The sequence below is a fragment of the Cryobacterium lyxosi genome (assembly GCF_004403345.1).
GTDB lineage: Bacteria > Actinomycetota > Actinomycetes > Actinomycetales > Microbacteriaceae > Cryobacterium > Cryobacterium lyxosi.
Map to the genome: position 1 here is coordinate 1 of NZ_SOGT01000002.1, position 18,791 is coordinate 18,791.

Annotated in this window: 22 protein-coding genes, 1 tRNA gene and 1 riboswitch; of the genes, 13 read left to right on the top strand and 10 right to left on the bottom strand. The window is 64.1% G+C overall.

Going from position 1 to position 18,791, the window contains the following annotated elements; all coding sequences use genetic code 11:
• The 6 genes from E3T27_RS00960 to E3T27_RS00985 all read right to left on the bottom strand — a co-directional run.
• Positions 1-206 (bottom strand): alcohol dehydrogenase catalytic domain-containing protein (locus E3T27_RS00960; protein ID WP_166786047.1); only part of this gene is annotated, 206 nt, incomplete at its 3' end.
• Between the two features lie 723 nt (positions 207-929).
• Complete coding sequence (locus E3T27_RS00965) at positions 930-1,256, bottom strand: hypothetical protein (protein ID WP_134571301.1); 327 nt, start codon at positions 1,254-1,256, stop codon at positions 930-932.
• Between the two features lie 442 nt (positions 1,257-1,698).
• A complete protein-coding gene (locus E3T27_RS00970) occupies positions 1,699-2,154 on the bottom strand; it encodes an SRPBCC family protein (RefSeq protein ID WP_134571302.1) in 456 nt (151 codons plus the stop codon).
• Between the two features lie 157 nt (positions 2,155-2,311).
• A complete protein-coding gene (locus E3T27_RS00975) occupies positions 2,312-2,644 on the bottom strand; it encodes a hypothetical protein (protein ID WP_134571303.1) in 333 nt (110 codons plus the stop codon).
• Between the two features lie 265 nt (positions 2,645-2,909).
• Positions 2,910-3,731 (bottom strand): aldo/keto reductase, encoded by an 822-nt coding sequence (locus tag E3T27_RS00980; protein ID WP_134571304.1) that lies wholly within the window; start codon positions 3,729-3,731, stop codon positions 2,910-2,912.
• 39 nt (positions 3,732-3,770) lie between these two features.
• Positions 3,771-4,757 (bottom strand): zinc-binding dehydrogenase, encoded by a 987-nt coding sequence (locus E3T27_RS00985; RefSeq protein ID WP_104197732.1) that lies wholly within the window; start codon positions 4,755-4,757, stop codon positions 3,771-3,773.
• Between the two features lie 260 nt (positions 4,758-5,017).
• On the opposite strand from E3T27_RS00985, the gene gatC reads away from it, so the two are divergent.
• The 12 genes from gatC to E3T27_RS01045 all read left to right on the top strand — a co-directional run bounded on the left by gatC (position 5,018) and on the right by E3T27_RS01045 (position 15,853).
• The gene (gene gatC, locus E3T27_RS00990; RefSeq protein WP_104126006.1) at positions 5,018-5,314 is read left to right on the top strand and encodes an Asp-tRNA(Asn)/Glu-tRNA(Gln) amidotransferase subunit GatC; all 297 of its coding nucleotides are present in this window, start codon (positions 5,018-5,020) and stop codon (positions 5,312-5,314) included.
• Positions 5,315-5,316: 2 nt separating this feature from the next.
• Positions 5,317-6,864: an Asp-tRNA(Asn)/Glu-tRNA(Gln) amidotransferase subunit GatA gene (gatA, locus tag E3T27_RS00995; RefSeq protein ID WP_134571305.1), complete on the top strand. Its 1,548-nt coding sequence runs from the start codon at positions 5,317-5,319 to the stop codon at positions 6,862-6,864.
• Positions 6,864-8,387 (top strand): Asp-tRNA(Asn)/Glu-tRNA(Gln) amidotransferase subunit GatB, encoded by a 1,524-nt coding sequence (gene gatB, locus E3T27_RS01000; RefSeq protein ID WP_233200899.1) that lies wholly within the window; start codon positions 6,864-6,866, stop codon positions 8,385-8,387. The genes gatA and gatB overlap by 1 nt, the downstream gene beginning before the upstream one ends.
• A 3-nt stretch (positions 8,388-8,390) precedes the next feature.
• The gene (locus E3T27_RS01005) at positions 8,391-8,663 is read left to right on the top strand and encodes a hypothetical protein (RefSeq protein WP_104197734.1); all 273 of its coding nucleotides are present in this window, start codon (positions 8,391-8,393) and stop codon (positions 8,661-8,663) included.
• Positions 8,660-9,769 carry a VIT1/CCC1 transporter family protein gene (locus E3T27_RS01010; protein ID WP_233200901.1) on the top strand — a complete coding sequence of 370 codons (1,110 nt, stop codon included), beginning with the start codon at positions 8,660-8,662 and terminating at the stop codon, positions 9,767-9,769. The genes E3T27_RS01005 and E3T27_RS01010 overlap by 4 nt, the downstream gene beginning before the upstream one ends.
• 183 nt (positions 9,770-9,952) lie before the next feature.
• Positions 9,953-11,167 (top strand): DNA polymerase IV, encoded by a 1,215-nt coding sequence (gene dinB, locus E3T27_RS01015; protein WP_104197735.1) that lies wholly within the window; start codon positions 9,953-9,955, stop codon positions 11,165-11,167.
• A 25-nt stretch (positions 11,168-11,192) separates the two neighbouring features.
• Positions 11,193-11,522, top strand: coding sequence for a hypothetical protein (locus E3T27_RS01020; RefSeq protein ID WP_104197736.1), 330 nt, complete (start codon positions 11,193-11,195; stop codon positions 11,520-11,522).
• A gap of 341 nt (positions 11,523-11,863) precedes the next feature.
• A riboswitch (TPP riboswitch) is annotated at positions 11,864-11,974 on the top strand.
• A 31-nt stretch (positions 11,975-12,005) separates the two neighbouring features.
• On the top strand, positions 12,006-12,665 hold the full coding sequence (locus E3T27_RS01025) for an ECF transporter S component (protein WP_104197737.1): 660 nt from the start codon (positions 12,006-12,008) through the stop codon (positions 12,663-12,665).
• 3 nt (positions 12,666-12,668) lie between these two features.
• Complete coding sequence (locus tag E3T27_RS01030; protein WP_166786048.1) at positions 12,669-14,198, top strand: ABC transporter ATP-binding protein; 1,530 nt, start codon at positions 12,669-12,671, stop codon at positions 14,196-14,198.
• On the top strand, positions 14,195-14,989 hold the full coding sequence (locus E3T27_RS01035; protein WP_104197738.1) for an energy-coupling factor transporter transmembrane component T family protein: 795 nt from the start codon (positions 14,195-14,197) through the stop codon (positions 14,987-14,989). The genes E3T27_RS01030 and E3T27_RS01035 overlap by 4 nt, the downstream gene beginning before the upstream one ends.
• Positions 14,982-15,593, top strand: a complete 612-nt coding sequence (locus E3T27_RS01040; protein ID WP_241992061.1) for an AAA family ATPase — start codon at positions 14,982-14,984, stop codon at positions 15,591-15,593. The genes E3T27_RS01035 and E3T27_RS01040 overlap by 8 nt, the downstream gene beginning before the upstream one ends.
• Entirely contained in the window at positions 15,590-15,853 is a 264-nt protein-coding gene (locus tag E3T27_RS01045; protein ID WP_104197740.1) for a hypothetical protein, read from the top strand. Before E3T27_RS01040 ends, E3T27_RS01045 begins: the two co-directional genes overlap by 4 nt.
• Here the strand turns inward: E3T27_RS01045 and E3T27_RS01050 are convergent, their stop codons facing one another.
• The 4 genes from E3T27_RS01050 to orn all read right to left on the bottom strand — a co-directional run bounded on the left by E3T27_RS01050 (position 15,854) and on the right by orn (position 18,418).
• Positions 15,854-17,179, bottom strand: a complete 1,326-nt coding sequence (locus E3T27_RS01050; protein WP_134571306.1) for a D-alanyl-D-alanine carboxypeptidase family protein — start codon at positions 17,177-17,179, stop codon at positions 15,854-15,856.
• 24 nt (positions 17,180-17,203) lie between these two features.
• On the bottom strand, positions 17,204-17,554 hold the full coding sequence (locus E3T27_RS01055) for a metallopeptidase family protein (RefSeq protein WP_104197742.1): 351 nt from the start codon (positions 17,552-17,554) through the stop codon (positions 17,204-17,206).
• Between the two features lie 70 nt (positions 17,555-17,624).
• Positions 17,625-17,700 (bottom strand) — tRNA-His (locus E3T27_RS01060).
• 43 nt (positions 17,701-17,743) lie between these two features.
• Positions 17,744-18,418 carry an oligoribonuclease gene (orn, locus tag E3T27_RS01065; RefSeq protein ID WP_104197743.1) on the bottom strand — a complete coding sequence of 225 codons (675 nt, stop codon included), beginning with the start codon at positions 18,416-18,418 and terminating at the stop codon, positions 17,744-17,746.
• A gap of 82 nt (positions 18,419-18,500) precedes the next feature.
• Between orn and E3T27_RS01070 the strand changes: the two genes are divergently transcribed.
• The gene (locus tag E3T27_RS01070) at positions 18,501-18,761 is read left to right on the top strand and encodes a YbbN family protein (protein WP_134571307.1); all 261 of its coding nucleotides are present in this window, start codon (positions 18,501-18,503) and stop codon (positions 18,759-18,761) included.
• The last annotated feature ends 30 nt before the right edge of the window (positions 18,762-18,791 follow it).

Here is an 18,791-nt window from a genome sequence, read left to right on the forward strand (position 1 = left end):
CCGACCTCGATGACCTCGCCCATGTTCTCGTGGCCAAACGTGCGTCCAGTCTCGAAATTGGTGCGTCCTTCATACATGTGCAAGTCTGAACCGCAAATATTTGTCGCCGTGATGCGCACGAGAACGTCAGTGGGACGTTCGATCTTGGCATCCGGAACTTCTTCGACGTTGACCTCGTTGGGGCCTTTATAAACGACTGCTTTCATTTTTTTCACTCCCTGAATTTGTGACCGTGTAAGACGGAGGGTCCGTCTTCACTTTCGGAGGTATTGAATGGATGAATGCCCGACAGCCTCAGGCTGTGCAGAAAATGNGTACGAAAATTAATGCCCGGGCACTCTTAAGGCGCCCGCAGATTGCGCATGATTTATGTCTAACACCGTTCCATGTACACCGCCTCACCGCCGCAATTATTGCGACGCCCACGCCAGACATCACCTGCCAGTATCCGTCTCCTACGACGAGACCGGCAGCGCGCAGTCCGGATCAAGAGAACCCTCTCTGTCGACCTTGTATAGAGCGTGGGTGCGCTCGACACTGCTGATGAGGGCCCGCATCCCTGCCACCCAAAAACTAGGATCACCGCCGCCGTCGCGAAACCACCACGAGGTAAGGAGAGCGGCGCTGCGGCCTAATGACCACAAACGCGGTCACTCACGGCGGTCAGCAGCGCAGTGCTACTCGCAGTTGTTGCACGGTCACCTCATCTGCTGCAAGCAGGTCGATAGCGGCCGAAACACTGCCGACAGAGGCCATTCGCAGCGGATCACTCATAACGGTCACCTCAAACTTGTTACCGATTTGATATACCAGCGCAATCACCCTTGACTCTCCCGCGTCCGACTCGTGAACGACCATCCACTCCCCTTCTGCGCCAGCACTGACCGTGACCACACCACGCCACAGAACAGCGTTTCCCCACTGCCCGCTCATTGCAGAGTCACCGGTTGCGAGACGCTGTCGCTGTTATCCGCACCCGCTTCGGAGGCGGAAACGGCCATCCACACAGCGCCCAACGCGTTGCCCCGAGCAGGCAGGGTGAAGGTGATGAAATCCATCGCAGAAAGAAGGCTGCCAAAACTTGACTCCGTGAGCGGAGCAGAAACCGTTGTCACCTCGAAAGTGTTGCCGACGCGGACGATGAAACCAATAATTTTACTGCGCTGATCCGTCGGCCAGTCTTCAATACCCAGTGACCATCGACCGTCGACTAGGGGTCGCACCCACAGCGGCCCGCTGCACCATTCATCGCTCATAGCAAGCACTTCAGGCTCCGCTCAACAGATCCCAGTACACGAGCTAACCCAACTGTCATGGATTTTCTCATTCGACTTGTGACCTGCCGCGGATATGTCGTCACAAACAAACGGTAGCGCCACCACTCTTTCCCGCACCAGGTATCCAGCAAGGATGGTCGCGCGATTCTCACATCAACCCCGATGACGGCTCTCCACAAGATCTCGAATGAGCCAATCCTGCAGCCCGCCTGACCACCCCTTGGAAGTCACGAACGGAAACATAAAGGAACCACTTACGACTGCGAACCGCGGCGGCATTTAAGCCGTCCAGCGCGAACACCTGATCCCGCTCTGCAAGATAGCTTGCCAAGCGCTTCGAGAGTCGTGTCACTCCAAGTGGCCGAATTCCAGTGTGCGGTGTGCGGACCGTCACGAGTCGCATATGGGTCTTCCCGCAGTGTCAGGCTTGCACATCTCCGCGCCATCCGACATCGTCGATTCCTTTCGCCTCGATGAACTCCTTAAAGTTCTTGAGGTCTTTCTTGATGGCGTGGTCGTCGATACTGAGAGCGGCCCCAGCCTTCTCAAGCAGCCCTGTTGCCTCCCAATCAAGCTGAACCGTCACACGCGTCTCGTTCGCAGCTAACTTATGGAACGTGACAACGCCCGCGTGGTCGACTTGGCCGCCGGTGCTGTTCCAAGCAACGCGCTCGTCGGGGTGCTGCTCAGTTATCCGAGCCTCAAACGTGCGCTCCGCGGCGCCGATTTTAATCTTCCACTCGGTGAGAGTGTCCGTTATTTGAGTGATGGATTCAATAAAACTCAGAAACTTTGGAAACTCCTCGAATTTTGTCCACTGGTTGTACGCGACGGTAACGGGAACGTTGACGTCGACAGTCTCGATGGCGTTGGGCATGATGACCTCCTAATGCGAATCGGATGAAATAGTTTCTACAACCCCATTCACAGTACCGAAGGCGACTCCACGGTCAACCCGGGTAAAGAAAAACTCGCAGGAACAGGAAGGTATCTGTGCACGGAACCTCGGCAGCGTGAACAAGCGATGGGATGGGCTAAACGACGGGCGAGGGTGGGTCTTCAGAATCTCTCTCGGTGCCAGGGCGTAGCGCGACCAAAATGCGCTTCAGATCGATCACGATCGCGGCCGTGGGGCTGAGCGATGTCGTCCCGGCACCCAACTCTTGCATGCCGTGCAGAATCGCCTCGACTGCCACTACGGCAGCATCAAAGGGTGCGCTATCAGGCGGGCCGTCGTCCGTGGCACGCAAAGTTTCCGCGACCGCGTGCAGGGCAGCGCTCAGAACCGGCCGCAGCTCGGGCGGCAGCTCAAGGGGAATAGGTTTACCCCAGATCATGCCCGCAAAAACCTCAGTCAGGTTGCGCACGTGAAAAGTGACGTTCTCCAGAGCCGCGAGGTCCTCATAGTCGGCAACAAGATTTCTGCGGTTGAACCGAGCGCGAGGGTTCCCCTTNATTGAATGGATGAATGCCCGACAGCCTCAGGCTGTGCAGAAAATGAGCATGTCTCAGTAGTATCACGATCAGACGTGACCTGCCACTGTGCCCCAGCAGGGGGGCTGGAAGGGCGGTGACCACATTCAGCGCACTCCGCCTGGCCGGAGTGCGCTTCGGAGAAAAAAGTGGACGGCGTCACAGAATATCGAGCGGTTGTTTGCTGTGGGGCACCGGAAATGCGCTATCCAGTGACAGACAATCCGCGGCGTCGAGAACCACCGCGCCCGCGCCGACATTTTGCTGCACGTGCTCGAGGGACGAAGCTTTGGGGATCGCGATGACGCCCGGTTGCCGGATGACCCAGGCCAGCGCGATCTGGGCACCGGTCACTCCGTGCCGCTCTCCGATTTCGGCCAGCAGTGGATGCTCGAGCAGGGCCGGCCCCTGACCGAGTGGCGAATAGGCCATGAGCGGCATGCCCGCGCGTTGTTGCCAGGGCAGGAGATCAAATTCAATGCCCCGACTGCCGAGGTTGTAGAGCACCTGATTGGTGGCGCATCCGTCGGGCGCTTGCTTCAGATCATCCCGGTCGAAATTCGATAACCCCCAGCTTCGAATCTTGCCTGCCGCACGGAGGTGTTCGAACCCGTCGACGGTCTCGGACAGTGGAAAACTGCCGGACCAATGCAGTAGGTAGACATCGAGACGATCGGTGCCGAGCCGGCGCAGGCTGCGCTCGCACGCCGCCACGACGCCGCTCCGGCTCGCGTTGTGTGGGTAGACCTTGCTGACCAGCACGACGTCATCGCGTCGGCCGCGGATGGCCTCGCCGACCAGTTCTTCCGAGGCGCCATCGCCGTACATCTCGGCGGTGTCGATCACGGTCAGGCCGGCATCGATCCCCGCGCAGAGGGCCGACACCTCGGTTTTTCGCTTCGCGGCGTCCTCACCGAGATGCCAGGTTCCCTGGCCGATCACGGGCACCTGGACGCCGTTGAAGAAGTCGGTTTCGCGCATATAGTTCCCTACCTAGTGTGTATTTCCAGACGGTCTGGCTTACGTATTCAGAAGACTGAGAACGATCTTGCCCAGGTGCGAGTTGGCGGCCATGAGATCCTGCGCTTGTTGAACTTCGGTCCAGGGCAGGATCCGATCAATCGATGGGCGCAGCGCTTCGAAAGCCGGCTCGACGTCGGACAGCAGCGCGGCGACGATGGCGGCTTTTTCCGCAGCGTCACGGGTACGAAAGGTGACCCCGATGATGCTTATTCGTTTGAAGGCCAGTGCTTCCAGATCGAGATCACCGTGGGCACCGCCGAGGCGGCCCACACCGACTATGCGTCCCAGGAGCGCGGCGCAGCGAATATTCTCCGCAAGATAGGGGCCACCAACATGGTCGACGATGACGTCGACCCCGCGGCCATCCGTCAGTTCCAGAACCCGATCCGCAAAACCGGCCTCGCCAACCTCGATTACGTGATCGGCACCCGAAGAACGGAGCAGGTCCGTTGCCCGGTCCGTGCGAACGGTGGCAATGATCAGTCCAGCGCCCAGGTATTTTGCCAGCTGTACGCACTGAAGCCCCACCGTTGACGCAGCCGCATGAACGAGCACCGTGTCGCCCGGCTCAAGCTCACCCGCGGTGCGGAGCGCGTTGTGCTCAGTCATCAAGCCGAGGATGGCAGCAGCACCCTCCGCGTAGGTCCACGCCGGCGGAATCGGTATAACCAGCGCAGCGTCGACAACGACTTCCTCGCTCAAACCTCCACTGACGATGGCCATGACGCGGTCCCCGACGTGAACGCGCGTCACCTCGCTTCCCACCGTAACGACGTCGCCCGCGGCATCGAGCCCCACGACGACCGGAGCGCTGCCTGGGCTGGCCGGCTGGTGGGTTCCCGCGCGCTGACCCAGATCGGCACGGTTCACCGATGCATTCCGCACACGGATCTTCACCTGATGCGGGCCCGGTTCAGGGCTTGAGAGATCCCGCATGGACAACACGGATCCGCCCGGTTTCTGGTCTACAACAATTGCTCTCATATCTTTTAGTGTGCCCCTAAACGGTTACGTCCTGCTGAAATCCTGGCTTCGTGCCGGGTTTTTTCTCGTCGCGGGCGAGACGAATCTTCACTCGATCAAGGTCAATAATGACCACTCGGTGCCGGTGTCGCTCCCGGTGCCGGTAGCGGACACGGACTGCAACAGGGGCGTGAGTGCGGATCTGGTGCGGTTGGCGGATCGGGCTCGCGGCGGCTGGCGAATAGGATTGGAGCATCCACCCCAATGCGTATCGGAGCACCATGTCTGAAATCACGGCCGAGCAGGTTGCCCATTTGGCATACCTTGCTCGGATCGACCTCAGCCCCCTCGAGATCACCAGTCTCACCCGTGACCTCGGCCAGATCGTCGACTCGATCGCCAAAGTGTCTGAGGTTGCCACAGCCGATACACCGGCTACGAGCCACCCGATGCCGTTGACCAATGTGTTCCGCGACGACGTCGTCGTGCCCTCGCTGACGGTGGAGCAGGCCCTGTCTGGTGCGCCAGACCGCGCCGGGGACAAATTCCGCGTGCCCGCCATTCTGGACGAGGAGTAAACATGACCTATCTCACCAAGCTCTCCGCCGCTGCTCTCAGTGAACTGTTGGTCAGCAAGCAGGTCAGCGCCGTCGAAGCGACCCGCGCCCACCTCGACCACATCACGGCAGTCGACACCGACCTGCATGCTTTTCTGCACGTCGCCGGCGACGCCGCCCTTGACGCCGCCGCGAAGATCGATGCCCGCCGCGCTGCGGGTGAAGTGTTGAACCCGCTCGCTGGTGTTCCGATCGCGATCAAAGACGTGCTCGCCACCCAGGACATGCCCACCACCGCCGGGTCGAAAATTCTCGAGGGCTGGGTGCCGCCGTACGATGCGACCGTCGTCGCGCGCCTGCGTGCGGCCGGGCTGATTCCGCTCGGCAAGACCAACATGGACGAATTCGCCATGGGGTCCTCTACCGAGCACTCCGCCTATGGCGTCACCCGCAACCCCTGGGACCGCGACCGCATCCCCGGCGGCTCCGGTGGCGGTTCGGCCGCGGCCGTCGCTTCCTTTCAGGCGCCGCTCGCCCTCGGCAGCGACACCGGCGGATCGATTCGCCAGCCGGCCGCCGTGACCGGCTCGGTCGGCGTCAAGCCGACCTACGGCGGAGTCTCCCGCTATGGGGCTATCGCCCTCGCGTCGAGCCTCGACCAGGTCGGCCCGGTCTCCCGCACGGTCTACGACGCCGCCTTGCTGCACGACGTCATCGGTGGGCACGACCCGCTGGATTCCACGTCGCTGACCGACAGCTGGCCCTCGATGGCCGCCGCGGCCCAAGCCGGCCTCACGGACGGCGCCCTCAAGGGCGTGCGCGTGGGCGTCATCAAGGAACTCGCTGGCGATGGATTCCAGGCCGGTGTCACCCAGCGCTTCACGGAGACCCTTGCACTGCTCGTCGCCGCCGGCGCCGAGATCACCGAGGTCTCCGCCCCAAACTTCGAGTATGCCGTCGCGGCGTACTACCTGATTCTGCCGGCCGAGGCCTCGAGCAACCTGGCCCGCTTCGACTCGGTGCGCTTCGGCATCCGGGTCAACCCGGCCAGCGGCTCGCTCACGAGCGAGCACGTCATGAGCGCCACCCGTGAGGCGGGTTTCGGCGACGAGGTCAAGCGTCGCATCATCCTCGGCACCTACGCCCTGAGCGCTGGCTACTACGACGCGTACTACGGCAGCGCGCAGAAGGTGCGCACGCTCATTCAGCGTGACTTCGCCGCCGCGTTCAGCCAGGTCGACGTGCTCGTCTCGCCGAGTGCTCCGACCACCGCATTCAAGTTCGGTGAGAAGCTCGCCGACCCGATGGCCATGTATATCAACGACGTGACCACCATTCCGGCCAACCTCGCCGGCATACCCGGCATGAGCATCCCGATCGGTCTGGCGCCCGAAGACGGCCTGCCGGTCGGCCTGCAGATCATGGCCCCCGCCAAAGCGGATGCCCGCCTCTACACCGTCGGTGCCGCCATCGAGCAGCTGCTCGAAGCGCGCTGGGGGCGCACTATGCTCAGCCAGGCACCAGCCCTGACCCCGACCGAAATGTTTGCTAGTAAAGAGGGAGCCGTCTGATGCCCAACGCAGAAATGAAGAACCGGGCCGAATTGATGGACTTCGACAAAGCACTCGAACTGTTCGAGCCGGTGCTCGGCTTCGAGGTTCACGTCGAACTCAACACCAAAACCAAAATGTTCTGCGGTTGCGCCAACGAGTTCGGCTCCGGCGCCAACACGAACACCTGTCCCACCTGCCTCGGCCTGCCCGGCGGGCTGCCGCAGGTGAACAAAAAGGCGATCGAATCCAGCATCCGCTTGGGGCTGGCTTTGGGGTGTGAGATCGCGGAACACTCACGGTTCGCCCGCAAGAACTACTTCTACCCCGACACGGCGAAGAACTTTCAGACCAGCCAGTACGACGACCCGATCTGCCACGACGGTTCGATCACGATCGAACTTGAAAGCGGCCGTCTGGTCACCGTCGAGATCGAACGCGCCCACATGGAAGACGATGCGGGCAAGCTCACCCACATGGGTGGTGCCACCGGACGCATCCAGGGTGCCGACTACTCTCTTGTCGATTACAACCGCGGCGGAGTGCCGTTGGTGGAGATCGTCACCCAGATGATCGAGGGCGCCGAACACGACGCCCCCGAGATCGGCAAGACCTATGTCGCGGCCATTCGTGAGATCGCTAAGGCGCTCGGCGTCTCCAACGCCCGCATGGAAGAGGGCAATGTGCGCTGCGACGCCAACGTTTCCCTGCGTCCGCGCGGGTCGAACGTACTCGGCACCCGCACCGAAACGAAGAACGTCAACTCGCTGCGCTCGGTCGAACGCGCCGTGCGCTATGAGATCCAGCGCCAGGCCGCCGTGCTGGCCGGCGGTGGCACCATCACGCAGGAGACCCGGCACTGGCACGAAGACACCGGAGTCACGAGTGCCGGTCGGCCCAAGAGCGACGCCGATGACTATCGTTACTTTCCCGAGCCCGACCTGCTGCCGATGGCGCCGTCGCGCGAATGGGTCGAAGAACTTCGCCTGACCCTGCCCGAGCCGCCCGCGGCCCGCCGCAAGCGCCTGCAGGCAGCGTGGGGTTTTGCGAACCTCGAGTTTCAGGACGTCGTCAACTCCGACCTGCTCGACGCGGTCGAAGCGACCGTCGCTGCCGGGGCATCCGCTCACGCCGCACGCAAGTGGTGGACCGGCGAAATCGCCCGGCTCGCCAACGCGGCCGGGGTCGCCGCCGACTCGCTCGTGACACCGGCGCAGCTCGCTGCGCTGATCGAACTCGTCGAGGCTGGAACCCTCACCGACCGCCTGGCCCGCCAGGTACTCGAGGGAGTCATCGCCGGGGAGGGTACCCCGGCCGAGGTCGTCGACACCCGCGGCCTCGCCGTCGTCTCCGACGATGGTGCGCTCGTGGCGGCCATCGATGCCGCGCTGCTCGGCCAGCCCGACGTGCTCGCCAAGATTCGGGGCGGTAAGCAGCAAGCCGCCGGAGCGGTGATCGGCGCGGTCATGAAGGCCATGCGTGGACAAGCGGATGCCGCGCGCGTGCGCGAACTCGTGCTCGAACGAGCCCAGGCGATCGAGTAACGCATGAGTGGTCAGAGCGCTGTCTTCGGAGTGGGCGTGCAGGTCATCGTTCGGCTCGATCGCACCCGGTTTCCCGAGTCGCTCCTTGACGACCCGATCGGCGTGATCGTGGCGGCGGGGGAGTCGGAAGGCTCCGGGCTCTACGCTCCGACCGTCGTGCGGGAAAAATTCTGGGTCGTTCGATTCGAGGAACCATTCTTCGGCCTCGACGGCTCCGGCCCGCACGATTCCGCGCGCATCCCGCAGAGCTTTCTGGAAGCAGCGCCGGAAGCGTGAACGCGATCACTCCAGGGCCGGGCGAGCGCACCCCGTCGACCCGCGAGATACGTCGGTGGCGGCAGTACCTGGCTGACGAACAGGCCGAAGCCGCCGTGTATCGCGACCTCGCGAACCGTCGTGCGGGCGAGGAGCGCCAGATTTTGCTCGCCCTCGCCGATGCCGAAGGACGGCACGAAGAACACTGGCGGCAACTGCTCGGCAGCAATATCGGCTCACCGAGGCGCGGCGCGCTGCGCACTCGTTTTTTGGCGCTGCTCGCTCGACGGTTCGGGTCGGTGTTCGTGCTCGCCCTCGCTCAACGGGCCGAGGGCCGCTCGCCCTACAACGCGGATGCGGACGCGACCAACGCCATGGCCGCTGATGAGACCGTGCACGAAGAGGTCGTGCGTGGCCTCGCCGCCCGAGGCCGCAAACGCCTGTCGGGTACCTTTCGGGCCGCCGTGTTCGGTGTCAACGACGGGCTGGTGAGCAACCTCGCCCTCGTGCTTGGCATCGGGGCGACCGGGGTCCCGGCCGCGACGATTCTGTTCACCGGCATCGCCGGACTCCTGGCCGGGGCGCTCTCGATGGGTGCCGGCGAGTACGTCTCGGTGCGCTCCCAGCGAGAACTGCTCGAAGCTTCCACCCCCGCCGCGCCGGCCAAGAGCGTGCTCTCCCACCTGGATCTCGCTGCAAACGAGCTGACCCTTGTCTACCGGGCCCGGGGCATGTCCGAAGACGAGGCGGAGGCGCACGCCCGCGGGGTACTCGCTACCGCCTACGCGGCGACCGGACCGATCTCGGCGGTCAGCCCGCAGGCCCCCACGCATGACGAGCACGAGGCCATCGGCACCGGAACCGGAGCGGCCCTGTCGAGTTTCTGCTTCTTCGCCTCGGGCGCGCTGCTGCCGGTACTGCCCTACCTGTTCGGCATGAGCGGCTACGCGGCTATCATCGTCGCCACGATTCTTGTGGGCGTCGCCCTGTTGGCCACCGGCGCAGTCGTCGGCCTGCTCTCTGGCGGTCCGCCGCTGAAGCGTGCGCTGCGACAACTCGTGATCGGCCTGGGCGCGGCCGCGGTCACCTACCTGCTCGGGCTGGTTTTCGGCACGACGCTCGGCTAGCTGCCCGATAAAACGTGTCGTCCCGTCGCATAACTCCTGCAGATTGCGTGACGTGATTCACGGCTCCCGCGAAAAGACGCGGTCCCGACATCTTCCCGCAGTGATTTGCAGGAGTTATGCCGTGGAATTGTATTTTCCCTCTGTCAGTAGTGCATATGAGCCGGATCGGGTTAGGGTTTTTCGGTGGGCAGACAGGATGGCAGCGGGCGGCAGATTTCGGCGGACGACGTCGACGACCGTTCGGCGACGGTGCTGCACGTTGATCTGGACGCGTTCTTTGTTTCGGTCGAGTTGCTCTCTCACCCTGAATTCGCGCATCTGCCGGTGATCGTCGGCCACCGCGGCGGCCGTTCGGTCGTCACGGCGGCCAACTACATCGCTCGAAAATACGGTGTGAACTCGGCCATGCCCATGTCGCTCGCGTTGCGCCAGTGCCCGAACGCGATCGTACTCGAGCCGCACATGGGACAGTATCGAGACTTTTCCACCCGAGTGATGAGTATCTTCGACGACGTCACGCCACTGGTGGAACGGCTGGGCATCGACGAAGCGTTTCTTGACGTTGCCGGCGCGACTAATTTGTTCGGTTCACCGGCTGTGATCGGCGAACTCATTCGCGCCCGCGTGTTCGCCGAAACCGGCCTCGTCTGCTCCGTCGGCGCGGCGTCGACCAAGTTCGTCGCCAAACTTGCCTCCGGCCTGGCCAAACCCAACGGTCTGCTCGTCGTGCCGGCCGACAAGACGGTGGAGTTTCTGCATCCGCTGCCCGTGACCGCACTCTGGGGCGTGGGGTCCGCTACTGAGCAGATGCTGACGCGCCTCGGCCTGAAACTCATCGGCGATATTGCCCGCACGCCCTTGGACGTGCTGAAAAAAACACTGGGGGAGGCCTCCGGTGTGAAGCTGTTCGAGCTGTCCTGGGGGCGTGACCCACGCTCGGTAACGGTCGAGCGGGAAGAGAAGAGCGTCGGCCACGAGGTGACCTTTGAACACGACGTGACCGATATCGACCGACTGCACAGTGAGTTGCTGCGGCAGTGCGACCTTGTAGCGGCACGGCTGCGGCGCAGCGATCTCGTGGCACGGCGCGTGGCACTCAAGCTGCGCTACACAGACTTCAGTACCGTTACCCGGTCGCGCACCCTCGCTGAACCGAGCAATGTCGGCCGGCGAATCTATGAGGAAGCAGTCGCTGCCTTCGACCTGCTGGCCGCGTCGGGTATTCGGGTGCGACTGATCGGGGTGCGGGCCGAGCAGCTCGGTCCAGCGTCGGGATCGGTTGGCTTATGGGATCCCGACGAGGACTGGCGCGGGGCCGAGCTGGCAGTCGATTCCGTGACCGAGCGATTCGGGGCGGGAACAGTGCGTTCGGCCTCCTTCTTCAAGCCTCGCCCATAAGGCACGAGTCGGCTACCCTGTTGGAATGACCAGCCTCCCGGAAAAACTCGCAGAAACCTTCCGTTCCGCCGGTGTGAAATCGGCTTACGGTGATCCCGTGCAAATTGACGGCGTCACCCTCATACCGGTGGCGCTCAGCTATTACGGTTTCGGTGGCGGTGATGCCGGCGAAGGCGGTGCTGTCGGATCCGGTGGGGGCGGCGGTGGCGTATCGCTGCCGATCGGTGCCTATGTCAAGTCGGGCGGCACCGCTCGGTTTGAGCCGAACGTCATCGCCCTGCTCGCCGTCGGTGTGCCATTCCTTCTGGTCGCCGGGCGCGCCCTGGCCCGAATAATCCGAGCCCTCAAGAAGTAGCTTTGCTCTCTAGGCGGGGCCCGGGCCGCTGGCCCAGTCTATAAACTCAGCCCGGTTCCCCCATTTGGGCCCGGGCGCGCGCGGCGGGGGCGACGAGCAGAACGGATACGGCGGGGCCGGCGCGGCCGGCGCGCGAACCGACGGCGCGCCCACCGAGGCACCCTGGGCCGCAGCCAGGACGGAAAGTGCCACGGGCCGCTCACCGGCAATCCCTGGGCGATACGCCGACGCCGCATCAGGAACCGACGCATCAGCAGGAGATACAGCGCCGCCAACACGAGCAGGATGCTGATACTCATGTCGTGATTCCCATGCCGCAAGTCTAGGCGGGGCGCTAGAATTGGCGGTATCACGGGAGTCCGGTACACCGGGCTGAGAGGAAGCTGACCAAGCTTCGACCGTCGAACCTGATCTGGATCATGCCAGCGCAGGGAGGCTTCTCGATCCCGTGCCCTGTATTCACCTACGGAAAGGGCACGAACAGTGCACGCTACAACGTCTTCACTCCGTCAGTCCACTCGCCAGGCTTCGAGGGCGAAGAAGCCCCGCAACTTTCGCTGGCGCGTGGTCGACATCGTCGTCGCGAGTGTCATCGGCGTTGCGAGCGGCGTCATCTTCTGGGCCTGGGGCCTGGCCTGGTCCCCGCTCAGTGCGATCCTCGCGTTCACGCCCGGCCTCGAGGGTCTCCTCGCCGGTGGCTGGCTGTTCGCCGGAGTGCTCGGCGGTCTCATCATCCGAAAGCCCGGCGCAGCCGTGTACACCGAGGTCGTCGCCGCTGTCGTGTCGATGCTGATCGGCACCCAGTGGGGCTTCTCCACGCTCATCTGGGGCGTCGTCGAAGGCCTGGGCGCCGAAATCATCCTCGCGCTGTTCCTCTATAGCAACTGGCGACTCGGTGTCGCCCTTCTCGCTGGCGCGGGCGCCGGCGTGGCAGTAGGTCTGCTCGACACGACCTTCACGAGCTATGCGGCATTGGATTTCGGCTACAGGGTCGTCTATTTCGTATCCGCTGTCGTGTCGGGCACCGTGCTGGCCGGCCTGCTGTCCTGGCTGGCCGTGCGCGGCCTGGCCCGCACCGGTGCGCTGAGCCGGTTTGCTGCCGGTCGGGAAGGGTCGCGAGCACCCTCCGCCGCGATCAGCTAGCGGATGTTGGACACCCCGCCGTTCCCGGCCGGTCACGGCGCGCAGATCCGCGCCGTACAGATTCGAGCCCGCGACTGGGGCTGGCGCCACGCCGGGCGCCACAATCAGGCGGTGTCCGGGCTTGACCTGCAGGTCACGCCCGGCGAGCGGGTTTTGCTGCTCGGTGCCAGCGGTGCAGGCAAGAGTACCCTCATGCACGCGTTGGCCGGAGTGCTCGGCGATGCCGAAGACGGCGACGAGACCGGCAGCCTGCTCATCGACGGTCGCCGCGCGGCCGAGGCGCGCGGGCGGGTCGGACTCGTGCTGCAGGATCCGGACTCCCAGGTCGTGCTGGCCAGGGTCGGAGATGATGTCGCATTCGGCTGCGAGAACCTCGCCGTCCCGCGCGCCGAGATCTGGCCGCGGGTGCGGCAGGCTCTTGCCGAAGTCGGCCTGGACCTGCCCCTCGACCACCCCACCTCGAGCCTGAGCGGCGGGCAGAAGCAACGCCTGGCTCTGGCGGGCGTGCTCGCTATGCGGCCGGGGCTGTTGCTGCTCGACGAACCGACCGCGAACCTCGACCCCACTGGTGTCATCGAGGTGCGCGACGCCGTTGTGCGCTCCCTCGATCATTCCGGGGCCACCTTTGTGGTCATCGAGCATCGGGTCGAGGTCTGGCAGGACGTCGTCGACCGCGTCATCGTGCTCGACCCGGCCGGCGGCGTGCTGGCCGACGGCCCCACCCGCGAAATCCTGTCAAGGCAAGGTGAGCGATTGGCGCAGGCCGGCGTCTGGGTGCCAGCCCTGCCCCCCCGGTTTCCGGCGCGCTCTCCAATCACTTCGGTGCAGACCCTGCTGCGGGCCGAGGGGCTCGCGTTGGGTCGCGTTCCGTTTGGACGGCGTGCGGCATCCGTTGTCGCCGCTGGCATCACCCTCAACCTGCGGGCCGGCACCGCCACCGTTGTGACCGGCCCCAACGGCGCCGGAAAATCTACCCTCGCCCTCACGCTGGCCGGACTGCTGAAGCCGGCCGGGGGAACGCTGCAGGCAAGTGACACGTTTGCGGCCGGTATCGTTTCCGAGCCGCACCGCTGGCGTTCCCAGCAGCTGCTGACCCGCATTGGAACCGTCTTTCAAGACCCGGAACACCAATTCCTGGCCGCGACGGTGCGGGCCGACCTGCAGATCGGCCCGCGCGCCCTCGGGCTCAGCCAGGCCGAACAGACCAGCCGCGTCGACGAGCTGATGCACCGGCTGCGACTCGACCATCTCGCCGACGCCAACCCGTTCACCCTGTCGGGTGGCGAGAAGAGGCGGATGTCCGTCGCCACCGTTCTCGCGACCCGTCCCCGCCTGCTCGTGCTCGATGAGCCGACCTTCGGGCAGGATTCTCGTACCTGGCAGGAACTCGTGACCCTTCTGGCCGAGCTGCTCGATGAGGGCATCGCGCTCGTCGCGGTCACCCACGACGCCCAGTTCGTCAACGCTCTCGCGGACGAGGAATACCGGATTGGTATGCCTGACCCGATCCGGCTCGGGACGGGAGCGCCATGAGTCTGCTGACCCCGACGATCCGCCCGAGCGTCGTCGCCCGACTCAACCCGGTCGCCAAGCTCGCAGTTGCCCTGATCGTGAGCTGTGCGCTGCTGCTCTCGATCGACTGGGTCTCGGCCGGAGTCGCCCTGCTGCTCGAGGCCGGACTTTTGCTCTGGTGCGGCCTGAGCGCCCGACAATTTTGGCTGCGAACGGCACCGGTCTGGATTGCGGCCCCGATGGCTGCCATCACGACGGTGCTCTATGGCGAAGACTCCGGCGCGCTGCTGTGGCAGTTCGGATTCATCTCGGTGACCGAAGGCTCAGCCCAGCTCGGCCTGGCCATCGGGCTGCGGGTGCTCGCCATCGGTCTGCCCGGTATCGTGCTACTCGCCACGACGGATCCGACAGACCTCGCCGATGGCCTCGCCCAGGTGCTGCGGCTGCCCGCGCGGTTTGTGCTCGGCGGTTTGGCTGGTCTGCGACTCGTAGGTATGTTCATCGAAGACTGGCACTCGCTCACGCTTGCCCGTCGGGCCCGCGGGGTCGGCGATGGCGGTGGGCCGCGCGGCGCCGCTCGCCGGTTCTTCGGCCCGGCCTTTTCCCTGCTCGTCATTTCGGTGCGTCGGGGCAGTAAACTCGCCACGGCCATGGAGGCGCGCGGATTCGGCAGCGACGAGCCCCGCACCTGGGCACGACCGTCGCGGGTCCGAGCGGCCGACGCGGTCCTGGTCGGCATCGGATTCGCCATTGCCGGTATCGCCATTGGCGTTGCGGTGTGGGCTGAAACCTGGAGCTTCATTCTTGCCTGATACCGATAGCAGAGAGGCCGTACACGACGATATGGTCTTGCTGGCGCCGTTACTGCAGGCCGTGGCCGCTGCCGGCTCGAACCCCGTGGTGCTCATCGACGGTCCTAGCGGTGCGGGGAAGAGCACCCTCGCGGACGCATTGAGAAGGCACTGGCCTGGCCCGCACACCCCTCAACTGGTGCGGATGGACGACATCTATCCCGGCTGGGATGGCCTCGACGCGGCCGTCTGTCACCTGCACCGTTACGTTCTCCAGCCACGACACCGAGGTCTGCCGGCGGCGTGGCAGCGCTACGACTGGACTGCGAGTCAGGCGGCGGAGTGGAATCTGCTCGACGCGGCCCGCCCCTTGATCGTGGAGGGCTGCGGAACTCTCGCGGCCGCACACGAACCGCTCAGTCACGTGCGGGTCTGGCTCGCGGCCGACGACGCTCTGCGTAAACAACGTGCGCTCGATCGCGACGGAGAAGCATTTCGCACTCACTGGGACCAGTGGCAGCAGGAGTGGGCGACCTATCTCAAACAGGAGGGGCCTGAACCTCGCGCGACCGTTCGATTACGGGCGGGCAGCTCCGGCCGCAGAGGACTAGATTGTTTGCCATGAGCAATACTGACAGCGCAACCCCCACCCTGTACGTCGCCGAGTTCATCGATGGCCCGCTCGAGGGTCAGATCGATTCCCGGGCCCTCGTGCGCGGCAAACACGAGGCACGCATCAGCATGGTGGCCGCCGTCGCCGGACTGGAATCGGTGTTCTGGTACGACGAGGTCGATCAACGAGACGTGAGCGGGCAACTCCGCGTGCGCTACGCCTTCGACCAGGGCGAAAGCGATCCGGTTGACGCCGAGGTCGATCCGATCTAGTTACTGGTCGAGCAATGCCGAGATCATCATGACCGGATGGAGCAGCCGCCAGCCGACTCCAGGGTCGTTGATGGCCTGGTCGAGTTTCAAGGCCGCCGAGAGTTTCTCCCCGGCGACGCTGAGCTGTACCTGGCCGATGTTCGCACCGGTGCGGGCCGTGGTGAAATCCTTGAGCGTGACCGTTGCGGCCTCCGGGCTGGCGGCCTGCCAGGCATAGCGCGTGCGCGAGACGCCGACCACGGCCGAGGCGTCATCACCCCATGCGGATTCGAACGTCGCGTATGCGTCACCGGCGGCCAGCACCGGTAACGGGCCAACTCCAGTGCGCGCGCTCGCCATGAGCGCGGTCAGATCCGCAGTGAGCGCATCGTAAGAAGGTTCGCCGATGTAAGCACCCGAGAACGTGAAGCTCGAGGCACCGTCACTGATCTCGGCGGTGAACAGAAAACAGACGCCGGCTGCATCCGTGTAGCTGCGTGAAATGCCCGTGATGCCTTCCTCGGGCAGGTACGACGTGGTGTTCTGCACACCACGGCGGTTTGCCAAAGCGGATGCGGGACTCTCCAGCATTGCCGAAATGATCGGGTCGATTGCGGCGAGGCCGGCCAGGCGGGCCAGGTCGGTGGCGGTGCCGGCGCTGGCGTCGTGCAGCCCGGTCGCATCCACGACGGCGGTATCCGCTAGCCCGTTGTGCGCCAGCCAGGCGTTGGCGGCGACCACGTAGGCGTCGACCGACCCGAACGCCCAGCGGGCCAAACTGTCGGCGTGGTTGTTGCTCGATCCGAGCAGTAAGCCCTGCAACAATTCGAGCTCGGTCCACTGTTCGTCAGCGAACACAGTTACTGAGCGGGCACCGGCCTTGTCGTAATCGAGATAGCTCTGAAAGTCGGCGGCTGTGAGCGTCACAACCGGGCCGCTCTCGCCCGTCACGATCGGTTTTTCATCAAGAACGACCAGGGCGGTCACGACTTTGGCAATGGATGCCATGGGGAGCGCCTGAGTGGTTCCCGCGACCGCGAGGGGCTCGGGAATCGCCGTGCTGGTTGTAGCCGTGCTGGTTGTGGCCGTGCTGGTTGAGGCCGTGCCCGTGGAGATCGTGCCAGATGCGTCGCTGGTCGTCGCAGCGAGGACGGCGATGGCGCTTGCGCCGTTGGCGGACAGAACGGGGGGAGTAGGCGCTGCGGTTGTCGAGGCAGGGATGACGGTGGTGGCGGTGACGCGCGGAAGGGGGCCCAGCAAAGTGGCGGGGCCGTAAATGCCGAGGCTGAGGATGACCACCGTTCCGACCGAAATTCCGACGAGGCGGCCGGGACGGAAGGAACTCATGACCCAAGGTTAGACCTCTGGAGGCTAGCCCCAGCCGAGCTCGTGCAGCCTGTCGTCATCTATGCCATAGAAATGGGCGATTTCATGAACCAGGGTGATGTGAATTTCATCGTGTAGGTCGTCAAGGGTGTCGCAGATCGCCAGTAACGGTTCCCGATACAGCACAATGCGATCTGGCATCTCGCCAAAGCCGTACTGACCGCGCTCGGTGAGCGCGACCCCGTCATACAGGCCCAGAATGTCCAGGGTCCCGTCTTCGGGACGATCTTCGACCACGAAGATTATGTTGTCCAGTCCGTCGACCATGTCGTCCGGCAGCAGATCCAGTTCATCAACCACGAGGCGTTCGAAGGCGACCGCGTCGAGTTCTACCATGCGGCTTCGATCATCGCGGCCTGCTTTCACCGACACTGCAACGGTCAGAGACCGATGTGCAGTGTTTCATTGGGGTGAGTAACGGGGATTGAACCCGCGACCTCCTGGACCACAACCAGGCGCTCTGCCAACTGAGCTATACCCACCATGCGTCCCACGTCTACAACGCAGGGCAACTCCGCAATCCTATTACACCTCGGAGGAGAATAAGTGCACAACTTCGGCGGCGTGCAACTTGGCCTCGTCGCTGGTCGGACCGGGGTCGGCCACGAACACTGTCTGGCGGTAGTACGCAAGCTCGCGAATCGATTCGAGAATGTCGGCGAGGGCGCGGTGACCGCCGTCCTTGGCGGGGGCGTTGAAATATACCCGCGGGTACCAGCGTCGGGCCAGTTCCTTGATCGACGACACGTCGACATTGCGGTAGTGCAGCTGGTTGTCGAGGCGCGGCATGTAGCGGGTAAGGAAGGCGCGGTCGGTACCGATGGAGTTTCCGGCAAGCGGAGCCTTCTGATCGGCCGGGACGAACTTCAATACGTATTCGAGAACCTGAAACTCGGCTTCGGCGACGCTGACACCATTCGGAATCTCGGTGATGAGGCCCGATGAGGTGTGCATGGTGCGTACGAAGTCGCCCATGTTCTCGAGGGCCGAGTCGTTGGGCTTGATGATGATGTCGAGGCCCGGCCCCTGCACATTGAGGTCGTAGTCGGTGATAACGACGGCGATCTCGACGAGTTCGTCACGATCCAGGTCGAGTCCGGTCATTTCGCAGTCGATCCAAACCAGGCGGTCGGGACTCTTCGACGTCGGGGAAGGCGCGGGAGAGGTCGTCGGTGCTGTTTCCGTCGTGCTATTCGTCATTCTTTCAGTCTACCGGTGGGCTCAGACACGGCCTGTAAACTTATGGCCTACTGCTCATTCACGCGCGACCTGCGAGGCCCTCATGGAATTCACACTGTATTCGTCGTCATTCTGCGAGCCGTGCGTGCAAACGCGAGCGGTGCTCGCCGAGGCTAAGCGGTTGGTCCCCGGGGCGACCGTGCGCGAAATCGATGTTGCCGGTGAGCCGGAGCAGGCCGAGACGTTCCTCATTCGCAACACTCCCACGGTCATCATCACCAATGGTGCCGGCACGGAGGTTTTTCGTGCAGCCGGCGTTCCGACCCTGTCGCAGGTTCTCGTAGCAGCGGCCAAGGCGCTCTGACCGGGGGGCTGCCACGGGTTCTCGTCGCAT

Coding starts and splice junctions, on each gene's coding strand:
- E3T27_RS01050 (WP_134571306.1), bottom strand. CDS start 17,179: ATGAGTTCCTTCCGTCCCGGCCGCCTCGTCGGAATTTCGGTCGGAACG.
- E3T27_RS00980 (WP_134571304.1), bottom strand. CDS start 3,731: ATGCGCGAAACCGACTTCTTCAACGGCGTCCAGGTGCCCGTGATCGGC.
- gatC (WP_104126006.1), top strand. CDS start 5,018: ATGTCTGAAATCACGGCCGAGCAGGTTGCCCATTTGGCATACCTTGCT.
- E3T27_RS01045 (WP_104197740.1), top strand. CDS start 15,590: ATGAGCAATACTGACAGCGCAACCCCCACCCTGTACGTCGCCGAGTTC.
- gatA (WP_134571305.1), top strand. CDS start 5,317: ATGACCTATCTCACCAAGCTCTCCGCCGCTGCTCTCAGTGAACTGTTG.
- gatB (WP_233200899.1), top strand. CDS start 6,864: ATGCCCAACGCAGAAATGAAGAACCGGGCCGAATTGATGGACTTCGAC.
- E3T27_RS01055 (WP_104197742.1), bottom strand. CDS start 17,554: ATGGTAGAACTCGACGCGGTCGCCTTCGAACGCCTCGTGGTTGATGAA.
- E3T27_RS01035 (WP_104197738.1), top strand. CDS start 14,195: ATGAGTCTGCTGACCCCGACGATCCGCCCGAGCGTCGTCGCCCGACTC.
- orn (WP_104197743.1), bottom strand. CDS start 18,418: ATGACGAATAGCACGACGGAAACAGCACCGACGACCTCTCCCGCGCCT.
- E3T27_RS00985 (WP_104197732.1), bottom strand. CDS start 4,757: ATGAGAGCAATTGTTGTAGACCAGAAACCGGGCGGATCCGTGTTGTCC.
- E3T27_RS01070 (WP_134571307.1), top strand. CDS start 18,501: ATGGAATTCACACTGTATTCGTCGTCATTCTGCGAGCCGTGCGTGCAA.
- E3T27_RS00970 (WP_134571302.1), bottom strand. CDS start 2,154: ATGCCCAACGCCATCGAGACTGTCGACGTCAACGTTCCCGTTACCGTC.
- E3T27_RS00965 (WP_134571301.1), bottom strand. CDS start 1,256: ATGAGCGATGAATGGTGCAGCGGGCCGCTGTGGGTGCGACCCCTAGTC.
- E3T27_RS01005 (WP_104197734.1), top strand. CDS start 8,391: ATGAGTGGTCAGAGCGCTGTCTTCGGAGTGGGCGTGCAGGTCATCGTT.
- E3T27_RS01020 (WP_104197736.1), top strand. CDS start 11,193: ATGACCAGCCTCCCGGAAAAACTCGCAGAAACCTTCCGTTCCGCCGGT.
- E3T27_RS01030 (WP_166786048.1), top strand. CDS start 12,669: ATGTTGGACACCCCGCCGTTCCCGGCCGGTCACGGCGCGCAGATCCGC.